Source organism: Micropruina sonneratiae, assembly GCF_025972045.1.
In the GTDB taxonomy this organism is placed as follows: Bacteria; Actinomycetota; Actinomycetes; order Propionibacteriales; family Propionibacteriaceae; genus Micropruina; species Micropruina sonneratiae.
In genome coordinates this window covers 602248-614347 of the sequence record NZ_JAPDHX010000001.1, presented here as the reverse complement: position 1 = coordinate 614347, position 12100 = coordinate 602248, and the positions used below count along the sequence as shown (strand labels likewise).

The following is a 12100-nucleotide window of genomic DNA, read 5'->3' as shown; positions in this document are numbered from 1 at the left end:
GCTGGCACCCTAGCGGAGGTCGGCCCCGGCCCCCGGAGGGCGCCCGGCTACTCCCACTCGATCGTGCCCGGCGGCTTCGAGGTGATGTCGAGCACCACCCGGTTGACCTCCCGGCATTCGTTGGTGATCCGGGTGGAGATGCGCTCCAGCAGGTCGTACGGCAACCGCCCCCAGTCCGCGGTCATGGCGTCCTCACTGGTCACCGGACGCAGCACCACCGGGTGCCCGTAGCTGCGGCCGTCGCCCTGCACCCCGACCGAGCGGACCTCGGCCAGCAGCACCACCGGGAACTGCCAGATGTCGCGGTCGAGCCCGGCCTCGGTGAGTTCGGCGCGGGCGATGGCGTCCACCTCGCGCAGCAGGTCGAGCCGCTCCCTGGTCACCGCGCCGATGATCCTGATCGCCAGACCCGGGCCCGGGAAGGGGTGCCGCCAGACCATGTCGTCGGGCAGTCCCAGCTCGGTGCCGACGGCACGCACCTCGTCCTTGAACAGCGTGCGCAGCGGCTCGATCAGAGTGAACTGCAGGTCGTCGGGCAGGCCGCCGACATTGTGGTGGCTCTTGATGTTCGCCGCGCCCTCACCGCCGCCGGACTCGACGACGTCCGGGTAGAGCGTGCCCTGGACAAGGTACTCGATGTCCTTCTCGGCGTTCAGCGCGCGGGCGGCGTCCTCGAAGGTGCGGATGAACTCGCGGCCGATGATCTTGCGCTTGGTCTCGGGGTCGCTGACGCCGTCCAGCGCACCGAGGAAGCGGTCGGCCTCCTTGCGCACCACCAGGTCGACGCCGGTGACGGCGACGAAGTCCCGCTCGACCCGCTCGGCCTCGTCCTTGCGCAGCAGGCCGTGGTCGACGAAGACACAGGTCAGCTGGTCGCCGATCGCCTTCTGCACCAGTGCCGCCGCCACCGCGGAGTCCACCCCGCCGGACAGCGCGCACAGCACCTGCGCATCGCCGACGGCGGCGCGGATGGCGGCGACCGAGTCGTCGACGATGTTGGCCGGCGTCCAGTCCTGGCGGCAGCCGGCGATGTCGACCAGGAACTTCTCGAGCACGACCTGGCCGAACTCCGAATGACCCACCTCGGGGTGCCACTGGACGCCAGCGAGGCCGCGCGCGAGATCCTCGAAGGCGGCGACCGGCGAGCCGTCGGAGTTCGCCAGGCACAGGAAGCCGGGTGGGGCCGCGTAGACCGCGTCGCCGTGGCTCATCCAGGCCCGGAAGTTGGGCGGCATGTCACCGAGCAGCGCGCCGGCGTTCTCGGCCACATGGACGGGCGTGCGGCCGAACTCCGACAGTCCGGTACGGCGGACGTCGCCGCCCAGCGCCTGGGCCATCGCCTGGAAGCCGTAACACATCCCGAAGGTGGGCACTCCGGTGTCGAACAGCGCCGGATCGACCTGGGGGGCACCCGCCGCGTACACCGACTGCGGGCCGCCGGAAAGCACGATCGCCTTGGGGCGGCGGGCGATGATCTCGGCCACGGGCGTGGTGTGCGGAATGATCTCGGAGTAGATCCGCGCCTCGCGGATCCGCCGGGCGATCAGCTGTGCGTACTGGGCGCCGAAGTCGACGACCAGGACCAGCTCGTGCTCGTGGCTCATGGGACGTCAGTCTAGGGTTGCCAATGGTGATATTTTTGGCGACGGACGTTTGTGAACGCGGGAGACCCCCGCACCGCCCAGTAGTGAGGAAGCTGCATGCAGATCTATGAGAACGTGTCCGAACTCGTGGGGCGCACCCCGCTGGTGAAGTTGAACCGGATCTTCGGTGACACCAAGGCGACGGTGGTCGGCAAGCTCGAGTTCTACAACCCCGCCAACTCGGTCAAGGACCGGATCGGTGTGGCGATGATCGACGCCGCCGAGGCGTCCGGTCAGCTCAAGCCCGGCGGCACCATCGTCGAGGCCACGTCGGGCAACACCGGCATCGCGCTGGCGATGGTGGGTGCAGCCCGCGGCTACCGGGTGGTGCTGACCATGCCGGAGACGATGAGCAAGGAGCGCCGCGCCCTGCTGCGCGCCTTCGGCGCCGAGCTGGTGCTGACCCCCGGCCCCGAGGGCATGAAGGGCGCCGTCTCGCGGGCCGAGGCGATCGGCGCCGAGGAGGGTGCTGTGCTGGTCCGCCAGTTCGCGAACCCCGCCAACGTCGAGATCCACCGCAAGACGACCGCCGAGGAGATCTGGAACGACACCGACGGCAAGGTCGACTTCGTGGTGGCCGGCATCGGCACCGGCGGCACCATCTCGGGTGTCGGCCAGGTGCTGAAGGAGCGCAAGCCCGAGGTGAAGATGATCGCCGTCGAGCCCAAGGAATCGCCGATCCTCGAGGGGGGCAAGCCGGGCCCGCACAAGATCCAGGGCATCGGCGCCAACTTCATCCCGGAGATCCTCGACCAGTCGGTCATCGACGAGATCATCCCGCAGAACGCCGAGACGGCCGTCGAGTACGCCCGGCTGGCCGCCGCGCAGGAGGGTCTGCTGGTGGGCATCAGCTCGGGCGCCGCGCTGGCTTCGGCCGGCGAACTGGCCGCCCGTGAAGAGAACGCCGGCAAGCTGATCGTGGTGATCATCCCGTCGTTCGGTGAGCGCTACCTGTCGACGATCCTGTACTCGGACCTGATGGACTGAGCAACCGTCGCGCTCGAGCCCAGCGGGCCCCGTCGTTCACGACGGGGCCCGCTCGGCGTTCCGGACGCCTCCCGCCGGCCGGGCCGAAGCTGCTTGGATGGGGCGATGGATGTGCGCGCACTGGCATCGGCGGCCTGGTTCCGGCTCAACGAGGACCTCGAGACCGCCCTGCGCGAGGACCCGGCCGCCCACAGCAAGCTGATGGTCGCGCTGGCCTACCCCGGCGTCCACGCGGTGTGGGCGCACCGGCTGTGCCACCGGCTCTGGCTGGCCTCGCCGGCGCTCCGACCGGTCGCGCGGCTGTTGTCACAGGTCTCGCGCACGCTGACCCAGGTGGAGATCCACCCCGGCGCGGTGATCGGACGCCGCTTCTTCATCGACCACGGCAACGGTGTGGTGATCGGCGAGACGGCCGAGATCGGCGACGACGTGCTGATGTACCACCAGGTCACCCTGGGCGGCCGTTCCCGCGGCCGGTTCAAGCGGCACCCGACGATCGGCGACGGCGTCCTGCTCGGTGCGGGCGCCAAGATCATCGGCCCGATCACCGTCGGCGACGGCGCCAAGGTGGGCGCGAACGCGCTGGTGGTCAAGGACGTGCCGCCGGGGTCGGTGGTGACCGGCATACCGGCCCACATGACCGCCGGCGACATCATCGCCTGATCGCGCCGCCGCGAACCAGTTCGCGGGCACCGATGGAGTGCGCCGACTCACCGAGGGGTGCGGACTGCCGTTCAGTCGGCCCGCCACTGCGGGTCGCGCCCCACCCAGCCGACCAGCCGGGCGTAGGGGGCGGCGTCGGCCGGCACCTCGACCACCGGGCCGAACGGGATCTGCGGCAGGTTGCGCGGCTGCGCCGGGAGGGCACCGGTGATAGGGCCCACCAGCGCGGCCGCCAGGGCCTCGTCGAGGTCGGCGTCGCGGCCCAACGCACGCGCAAGATCCCAGCCGTGCACGGCGAACTCGCTGGCGTAGATGGCGATCGCCTGGAAGCCGGGCATGTCGCCCGCCGGGTGCTGCCAGGTACGACCCAGCACGTCGGGGCCGCCGACGGAGTTCCGCACCGTGACCAACCCGGTGCGCCAGGCGTCGGCCCAGCCGTCGTCGGCGATGCCGGTGACGCTGGTCGGAACCTCGGCGAAGTGGCCGCCACCCGCGACGTGCGCGATGCGGGTGTCGATCGCGACCAGGTGGCTGAGCAGGTCGCGGACACTCCACTCGGAACACGGGGTGGGACGGACGAGGTCGGCTACCTCGACAGCCTCGATGAGCCAGGTGACCTGGTCGAGGGCCTTGGACAACAGGGGCCGGGTGTCCGGCACGGTCTGGGTTTCAGTCATGGAACCAGCCTCGCGGCCTAACCTGACATCTCTTGTCAGGTATTTCTGCGAGACTCGTCCGCATGCGCGCCGATCGACTGCTGCAACTGCTGGCGCTGCTGCGCCGGCACGGCCGGCTGCCGGCCCGCCGGATCGCGGAACTGCTCGAGGTCTCCGAGCGGACGGTGCTGCGCGACATGGAGGCGTTGTCGGCGGCAGGCGTCCCCGTCTACACCGACCGTGGCCGCGGTGGCGGTTGCGCCCTGCTGGAGGGGTACCGGACGGAGGTGTCGGGGCTGAGCCCGGGCGAGGCGCAGGCGCTGTTCGCCTGGACGTCGGGCACCGCGGCCACCGAGCTCGGGTTGGGCGGCGAGTTGAGCTCGGCATTGACGAAGCTGTCCGCGACCGTTCCCGCCCCGGCGCTGGAGAGGGCCGAGGCGCTGGCCTCGGTGGTGATGGTCGACCGTCGGCGCTGGTTCGACGCCGCCGAACAGGTGCCGCTGCTCCCCGAACTGCGCGACGCCGCCACCCGTAGGCGCCGGGTGATGCTCAGCTACCGGTCCGGTTCCGAGGCCGACGACGATACGGCGCCGTCGGTCCGCACGGTCGATCCCTACGGTCTGGTCGAGAACACGGGTCGCTGGTACCTGCTGGCCGGCCGGGCCGGCGAATCCCGCACCTACCGGGTGTCGCGCATCGTGGCCGCCGAGGTGCTCGACGAACCTGCCGTCCTGCCGGACGGCTTCGACCTGGCGCAGGCCTGGGAGCGGCAGCGGTCCCGCTTCGAGCAGGGCGCCCGGCCCTGGCGGATCACCGTCGCCGTCCACCCCGACGTCGTCGACTTCTTCTGTTCGCACGCCCGCTTCCAGTTGGCGGCCGGCAGCACCATCGACCGCGTCGGCACCGACGGCGGCTGGCCGGTGCTCGAGCTGTCGTTCCGGGCCGCCAAGGCGGCGTTGGCCATCGTGCTGGCCCACGGCGGGGACGCCCGTCTGCTCAGCCCCGATTCGCTCCGGCAGGACGTGATCCGGCTCGCCCGGGAGAGCCTGGCGGCACACACCGCGGCCGCCGGGGCCGTGCCCGGTGACCCTGTCGACACCGCCGCCGGCGGGTCAGGACCGTAGCCGGGGGCGTCCCGCATCGTGCAGCACCGGCCGGATCTCTGGCGCCGACGCCAGCGCCACCGCCACCGTCGGCAGCGCGGTCAGTTCGCTGAGCAGGGTGCGGGTGGGCGGCATCAGTCGCAGCAGCCCGCGGTCGGCGTCGGCCAGCAGCCCGCCCGGTCGCTCCCAACCGGTGCGAACCGCCTCGGTGGTGGTGTTGCGCCAGTCCTGATCGGGCCGGGCGGCTGTGAGGTAGAAGGCGACATCGAAGCGGCGACGCCCGCCGGGCGGGGTGACCCAGTCGTCCCAGGGCACCAGGTCGTCGGCGCGCAGGATCACCCCGCACTCCTCGGCGACCTCGCGGATCGCCGCGGCCGCCAGCACCCCGGCGTCCGGCAGATCCGTGGCGGCCCAGGCCACGGCGTGCGACTCGGGGACGGCGACCGGCACCTCGCCGGTCAGCACCCGCCCACCGGGGAACACCACCGCCCCGGCGGCGAAGTCCATCGTGGACGCGCGGAACTGCACGAACACCTCCAGCCCTCCCACCCCGTCGCGCAGCGGCAGCACGCTGGTCGCCGGCCACGGGACGACGTCCGGCGCGACCTGCTTGGCAGGGGTGACCCGACGCCCGGCGGCCAGCAGCCCCAGCCGCGCTCGGCGTCCTGAAGAGCGGCCAGCGCCACCGGCAGCTCGGCCTCGACGAACCCGTGTGAGCGGTAGAAGGGCGCGTTCCAGGGCACGTCGGCGAAGGTGCGCAGGGTGATGACCGAGCCGCCGCGGCGATCACGGCCTGCTCGGCGGCGTCCAGCAGTGCCGCCCCGATCCCCCGCCGCTGGGCGTCGGGGTGGACGCTGAGCTGCTCCAGGTGGAAGCGGGCGTCCTGTTCGAGCACCTGGACGAACCCGACCGGACGATCGTCGCGGCCAACGGCGACGAGGACGAAACCCGGTGCCGCCAGGTCTGCGGTGCCCGACGGCAGCGTGATGACGCCGTCGAACAGGGTGTCGGCCGCCTGTTCGACGGCGGCCAGTGCCGCCCGGTCCGCCGCCGTCGCTGGCCGGATGGTCACCGCCACCCTCAGGACGCCCCGCGGGCGATCTGCTCGTGGTGCCGCACCACCTCGGACACGATGAAGGTCAGGAACTTCGCGGCGAACTCGGGGTCGAGGTTCGCGTCGTGGGCGAGTTGCCGCAGCCGCTCGATCTGCTCGGCCTCGCGTTCCGGATCCGCCGGCGGCAACCCCAGGTCGGCCTTCAACTCCCCCACCCGCTGGGTGATCTTGAAACGCTCCGCCAACAGGCAGACCAGGGCGGCGTCCAGATTGTCGATGCTGCCCCGCAGCCTGGCCAGTTCCGGGTGCGGTGCGCTCATGGGTCGAATCCTAACGGGCAGTGTGCGGCTGGCCTCTTGTCTTGATCCCACCTCTGGGCCCGAGGCGACCGGGGCGAATATCACCGCCGGTTGATATACCGATTTTCGACGTCGATCTCCCCGGACGGCGATGGAAGCGCTTACATGGTCATCGACGTCGAAAATCGGTATACCCGCATGCGATGAAAAGACCGGCACGAGGTCCGGACCCAGCCCGGGATGACGAGGGGTGGAGGGCCGGCGAAGCGTCGCCGGCGCAGCCGACGGCCACCGGCTCAGGCGTGGACGACGACCTCGACCCGCTGGAACTCCTTGACCTCGGTGTAGCCGCAGGTGGCAAGCGCGCGGCGCAGGGCACCTACCAGGTTCATCGTGCCGTCGGGGGTGTGCGAGGGGCCGTGCAGGATCTGCTCGAGGGTGCCGATCGCCCCGAACCGGACCCGCTCGCCGCGCGGCAGGGTGGGGTGCCACGCCTCCGGCCCCCAGTGGTAGCCGTGACCGGGCGCCTCGGACGCCCGCGCCAGCGGCGAGCCGACCATGACGGCGTCCGCGCCGCAGGCCAGCGCCTTGGCGATGTCACCCGAACGGCCCAACGCCCCGTCGGCGATCACGTGCACGTAGCGACCGCCGGACTCGTCCATGTAGTCGCGCCGGGCCTCGGCCACATCGGCGAGCGCGGACGCCATCGGCACCTCGACACCCAGCACGTTGCGGGTGCGCTTGGTGGCGCCGCCGCCGAAGCCGACCAGGACGCCGGCCGCCCCGGTCCGCATCAGGTGCAGGGCCGCCGAATAGGTGGCGCAGCCGCCGACGATGACCGGCACGTCGAGGGCGTAGATGAACTCCTTGAGGTTGAGCGGCTCGACGGTGTTGCTGACGTGCTCGGCCGACACCGTGGTACCCCGGATGACGAAGAAGTCGACCCCGGCCTTCTCGACCACCGAGGCGAACGGCCGACAGTTCTCCGGCGACAGCGCCCCCGCCACCGGCGCCCCGGTCTCGCGGATCTCGGCCAGCCGCTGGGTGATCAGCTCGCCCTGGATCGGCTTGGCGTACAGCGCTTGCATCCGCTGGGTGGCGGCCAGGGGATCCTCGATCTCGGCGAGTTCGGCCAGCAGCGGCTCTGGGTCCTCGTAGCGGGTCCACAGCCCCTCCAGGTTGAGCACTCCCAACCCGCCGAGCTTGCCGAACGCGCTCGCGGTGGCCGGCGACATCACCGAATCCTGCGGCGCCGCGACGATCGGGAAATCGAAAGTGAGCGCGTCGATCGTCCAGTTCAGCCGGACGTCCTCGATGTGCCGGGTGCGCCGGGTGGGCACGATGGCGATGTCGTCGAACGAGTACACCTGCTGGGCACGCTTGGATCGCCCGATCTCGATCATCGGCTGGCTCCTTCGCCTTATGGGAGTGTCATGGTCGGAGTGTCGTCAGGGCAGGAAACTACCGGCTCAGTCGGGCGTCGAGTAGTTCGGCGCCTCGACGGTCATCTGGATGTCGTGGGGATGCGACTCGCGCAGGCCGGCCGACGTGATCCGGACGAACCTGCCGCGCTCGTGCAGCTGCTCGACGGTGGCGGCGCCGGTGTAGAACATCGACTGCCGCAGGCCCCCCACCAGCTGGTAGGCCACCGCGGCCAGCGGCCCGCGGTAGGCGACCTGGCCCTCGATCCCCTCGGGGATCAGCTTGTCGTCGGAGGTCACATCGCCCTGAAAGTAGCGGTCCTTGGAGTAGGACGCCCGGCGTCCGCGCGCCGCCATGGCACCCAGCGAACCCATCCCCCGGTAGGACTTGTACTGCTTGCCGTTGATGAACACCAGCTCGCCGGGGCTCTCGTCGCAGCCGGCCAGCAGCGAGCCGAGCATCACCGTGTCGGCGCCGGCCACGAGCGCCTTGGCGATGTCGCCCGAATACTGCAGGCCGCCGTCGCCGATCACCGGCACCCCGGCCGGCCGGCAGACGCGGGCCACATCGTGGATGGCGGTCACCTGCGGGACGCCGACGCCCGCCACCACCCGGGTGGTGCAGATCGAGCCCGGTCCGACGCCCACCTTGACGCCGTCGACGCCGGCGTCCACCAGGGCGGACGCCCCGGCGTAGGTCGCCACGTTGCCGCCGATGATGTCGACGTCCTTCGCGGCGGGCTCGGCCTTGAGCCGGGCGATCATGTCGAGCACCCCGGTGGAGTGGCCATGTGCGGTGTCGACGATGACGGCGTCCACCCCGGCCTCCACGAGCAGCATCGCCCGCTGCCAGGAATCACCGAAGAAGCCAACCGCCGCACCGACCCGCAGCCGGCCCTGCTCGTCCTTGCAGGCGAGCGGGTACTTGTCGGACTTCACATAGTCCTTCAGGGTGATCAGGCCGCGCAGCGTGCCGTCGGTGTCGACCAGCGGCAGCTTCTCGATCTTGTGTCGGGCGAGCAGCCGCAACGCCTCCTCGCTGGTGATGCCCGGCCAGCCGGTCACCAGCGGCATCGGTGTCATCACGTCGGCGACGCGACGGCTCGGGTCGTCCTCGAAGCGCATGTCGCGGTTGGTGACGATGCCGAGCAGCTTGCCGTCGGCGTCCACCACCGGGACGCCCGAGATGCGGAACTTGCCGCACAGCTCGTCCACCTCACCGATGGTGCGGTCGGCGGTGATGGTGATCGGCTGGTCGACCATGCCGGCCTCGGACCGCTTCACCCGGTCGACCTGGGACGCCTGCTCGTCGGCGGGCATGTTGCGGTGCAGGATTCCCATGCCGCCCTCACGGGCCATCGCGATCGCCATCCGGGCCTCGGTGACGGTATCCATGGCCGCGCTGATCAGCGGGATGTTCACCCGGATGCGTTTCGACAACTGCGTCGAGGTGTCAGCCGCGGACGGGATGACGTCGCTGGCGTTCGGCTGGAGCAGGACGTCGTCGAAGGTGAGACCGAGGGTCGCGAACGGCGCGGGGACGCCGGACGGGGTCAGGTCGGACGAGGTCATCGAGGCATCAACTCCTAGCAGCGGGACCGTCAGTCTATGCCGCGGGCCCCCTCGGGCAGGCGCCGTCCAGGCGTCCGAACACTGTCACCGACTCCCAGGTGGACACCGCGACGCGCAACCCGCCGCAGTCGCGTGCGGCGCCTCAGTCGTCGCCGACGGCCCGAGCCATCCGTCGTCGGACGGGGCTGTAGTGGTCGACGATGGCCTTCTTGACGGCTTGCTCGTCGCCGAACTCGATGGCGTCGATGATGGCGGCGTGCGCCTCGGCGGTCTGGACCAGATCGCTCGGCGCCCCCAGCTGATTGAGCGCGATGGAGTGCACGTCCCAGAAGGCGCCGGTGAGCTGGACTGCGAGGGCGTTGCCGCTGGCTTCCATCAGCACCATGTGGAAGTCGCGGTCTTCGGCGGTGAACTCCTCTGATCGTGCGGCCTTCTCGCTCATGGTGGCCGCCAGTCGGCGAAGGGTGAGCACCGCCGGCCGCTGCAGGTTGTGAATGAAGGCGGAGGCAAGGCTCGACTCCAGCAGTTCGCGCAGGTCGACAAGGTCGCTGAGCACGTGCTGATCGTCCTTGGGGCTGAGCAGTCCACGGAACGCCAGCGATTGGACCATCGCGGTGAGGGACATTCGCCCCACGAACGTACCGTGACCGTGCCTCACCTCGACGATGTCGAGAGAACTCAGCGTCTTGACGGCTTCGCGCACACTCGATCGGCTGATGCCCAGAAGCTGCGACAGTTCCGCTTCGGTGGGCATCGGATCGCCGGGTTTCAGATGCTTGTCGAGGATGTAGCTCTTTATCAGGTCAGCAACGGACAGGTGGCCCCGCACAGAGCCGTTCAGCGCAGCGCCGGCGGTGTCGGGGGTGGCAGCCATTCATACTCCTTTGTTCCGCAGACTTTGCGGGCTCAGTTGACCACTGCATCGTATCGATGCGAGTATCTGACATACAACATCGGACGTCCGATGATTGTCATCAGATCAACTCGTCGAGGAGTGTGTATGAGTGCGACAACCCGCCGCCTGGGCCGGGGAGCAGCTGTCAGCGGGCTGCTGCTCGCTCTTGTTGCCTGTAGCGGGCCGGCATCGAGCGTCAATGTGGACGACGTGCCCGCAGCGGAGCGGATCGAGGTTTCGATCGGCTACAACAACAACAGCAGCTGGGATCCGCTGAACACCGGTTCCGCTTTCGCCATGGCGGCGCAGAACCACATCTATGAGGCCCTGTGGGATGCCGAGGCCGTGACCCGGAAACCCTACGCCGCTCTCGCCGCCGCGCTGCCCACTGACGATGAACTGACGTCGAAGACGTGGACGGTCAAACTGCGCGACGGCGCCAAGTGGCAGGACGGTCAGCCCGTCACCGCCGACGACGTAGTGTTCAGCTTCGGCAGGGTGCTGGATCCGGCGTCGAAGATCATCACCACCGGATTCTTCTCCGACTGGCTCGACTCGGTGAACAAGGTCGACGATCAGACCGTCCAGATCAACATGAAGTTCCCCTTCACCTACGCGCTCCAGCGCTTCTCGATCGTGAAGATCATGCCGAAGCACGTGTTCGAGGGTAAGGACGCGAGCTTCCTGGCCCAGGGTAAGAACGCCCTCGGCTCGGGCCCCTACAAGGTCGCCGCCCACGAGGACACCTCGTTCACCAGGCTCGTCCTCGCCGACACCTACAACGGCCCGCTCAAGCCGACCGTCAAGCAACTGCAATGGAATGTCGCGGTCGACCCGGCCGCGCGGCTCGCCTCCCTGACGGCCGCTTCCGATCCGGTGCAGATCTCCGACAACATCCCCACCGACGGCCTCGATCAGCTCAAGCAGCGCGGGCTCACCGTCGAGGGCAAGGACAGCATGAACATGCTGGGGCTGGCCTTCAACACCAGCAAGGCGCCGTTCGACAACAAGCTGGTCCGGCAGGCGCTCCGCACCGCTATCGACACCGAGAAGCTCATCGACGTGTCCATCTCCGGTCAGGGGACGCCGGCAACCTCCTTCCTGCAGGAGTCCAGCCCGTACTACAACAAGGCCAACACCCAGTACACCTACAACCAGGAGAAGGCCAAGGCCCTGCTCAAGCAGGCCGGCGTTTCGACGCCGATCAAGATCCGGCTGATGTCCACGAACATCTCGTGGACGAAGGTGGCGGTGAACACCATCAAGGAGAGCTGGGATGCCATCGGCGTCGAGACGACCCTGGATGTCGTGGAGACCGCGCAGTTCAACTCCAAGCTGGCTGCGGGCGACGACGCCGACGTGGTGACCTTCTCGGGCAACCCCAACCAGTTCGGGATCGATCCCGACCTGAACGTGCGCTGGTTCTACTCCCCCACCAGCCAGTTCATGCCCTGGAACAAGTGGTCGGACACGTCCGACTACAAGGCCTTGATGGAGCAGTTGGACGCGGCCCTGCGGGCCACCTCCGAGAGCGAGGCCACCAAGAAGATGAACATTGCCCTCGACACCATCGCCGACGAGGCCGTCGTCTACCCGGTGATGCACATGAAGCTGTTCACGGCCTGGGATGCCAACAAGATCGGCGGCGTCCAGGCGCTCGACATTCCCGGTGTCAACCTGCTGAACGCGACGCGTAAGGCCTGACCGAAGGTGGGGGGGGGGCGGGGTTGGCGCGCCCCCCCCCCCCCCCCCCCCCCCACGTGGGGCAACCAAAAGGCAAACAACAAAACATGGGCCGAAGGAGGGG

The 12100-nt window shown here is 69.5% G+C and carries 11 protein-coding genes and 1 pseudogene; 4 read left to right on the top strand and 8 right to left on the bottom strand.

The window, feature by feature from the left end:
• Positions 1 to 47: 47 nt before the first annotated feature.
• A complete protein-coding gene (guaA, locus tag OIE40_RS03000; RefSeq protein ID WP_264699942.1) occupies positions 48 to 1604 on the bottom strand; it encodes a glutamine-hydrolyzing GMP synthase in 1557 nt (518 codons plus the stop codon).
• Between the two features lie 96 nt (positions 1605 to 1700).
• Between guaA and cysK the strand changes: the two genes are divergently transcribed.
• The gene (gene cysK / locus OIE40_RS02995; protein WP_264699940.1) at positions 1701 to 2630 is read left to right on the top strand and encodes a cysteine synthase A; all 930 of its coding nucleotides are present in this window, start codon (positions 1701 to 1703) and stop codon (positions 2628 to 2630) included.
• 105 nt (positions 2631 to 2735) lie between these two features.
• On the top strand, positions 2736 to 3293 hold the full coding sequence (cysE, locus tag OIE40_RS02990) for a serine O-acetyltransferase (protein ID WP_264699938.1): 558 nt from the start codon (positions 2736 to 2738) through the stop codon (positions 3291 to 3293).
• Positions 3294 to 3364: 71 nt separating this feature from the next.
• Here cysE and OIE40_RS02985 read toward each other — a convergent pair whose 3' ends face one another.
• Entirely contained in the window at positions 3365 to 3970 is a 606-nt protein-coding gene (locus OIE40_RS02985; protein WP_264699935.1) for a TIGR03086 family metal-binding protein, read from the bottom strand.
• A gap of 62 nt (positions 3971 to 4032) precedes the next feature.
• Between OIE40_RS02985 and OIE40_RS02980 the strand changes: the two genes are divergently transcribed.
• The gene (locus tag OIE40_RS02980; protein WP_264699933.1) at positions 4033 to 5073 is read left to right on the top strand and encodes a helix-turn-helix transcriptional regulator; all 1041 of its coding nucleotides are present in this window, start codon (positions 4033 to 4035) and stop codon (positions 5071 to 5073) included.
• On the opposite strand, the gene OIE40_RS02975 is transcribed toward OIE40_RS02980, so the two are convergent.
• The 6 genes and pseudogenes from OIE40_RS02975 to OIE40_RS02955 all read right to left on the bottom strand — a co-directional run bounded on the left by OIE40_RS02975 (position 5062) and on the right by OIE40_RS02955 (position 10272).
• Positions 5062 to 5622, bottom strand: a complete 561-nt coding sequence (locus OIE40_RS02975) for an NUDIX hydrolase (RefSeq protein WP_264699932.1) — start codon at positions 5620 to 5622, stop codon at positions 5062 to 5064. The two genes, OIE40_RS02980 and OIE40_RS02975, sit on opposite strands and share 12 nt — an antisense overlap.
• Before the next feature lie 223 nt (positions 5623 to 5845).
• Positions 5846 to 6124, bottom strand: a pseudogene (locus OIE40_RS16980) (GNAT family N-acetyltransferase); the annotation flags it as partial.
• Positions 6125 to 6132: 8 nt separating this feature from the next.
• Positions 6133 to 6426 (bottom strand): chorismate mutase, encoded by a 294-nt coding sequence (locus OIE40_RS02970; protein WP_264699930.1) that lies wholly within the window; start codon positions 6424 to 6426, stop codon positions 6133 to 6135.
• A 275-nt stretch (positions 6427 to 6701) separates the two neighbouring features.
• Positions 6702 to 7808: a GuaB3 family IMP dehydrogenase-related protein gene (locus tag OIE40_RS02965; RefSeq protein ID WP_264699927.1), complete on the bottom strand. Its 1107-nt coding sequence runs from the start codon at positions 7806 to 7808 to the stop codon at positions 6702 to 6704.
• 66 nt (positions 7809 to 7874) lie between these two features.
• Positions 7875 to 9398 carry an IMP dehydrogenase gene (gene guaB, locus OIE40_RS02960; protein WP_264699925.1) on the bottom strand — a complete coding sequence of 508 codons (1524 nt, stop codon included), beginning with the start codon at positions 9396 to 9398 and terminating at the stop codon, positions 7875 to 7877.
• A gap of 142 nt (positions 9399 to 9540) precedes the next feature.
• Entirely contained in the window at positions 9541 to 10272 is a 732-nt protein-coding gene (locus OIE40_RS02955) for a FadR/GntR family transcriptional regulator (protein ID WP_264699924.1), read from the bottom strand.
• Positions 10273 to 10398: 126 nt separating this feature from the next.
• Between OIE40_RS02955 and OIE40_RS02950 the strand changes: the two genes are divergently transcribed.
• The gene (locus OIE40_RS02950) at positions 10399 to 11997 is read left to right on the top strand and encodes an ABC transporter substrate-binding protein (protein WP_264699922.1); all 1599 of its coding nucleotides are present in this window, start codon (positions 10399 to 10401) and stop codon (positions 11995 to 11997) included.
• Positions 11998 to 12100: the final 103 nt, after the last annotated feature.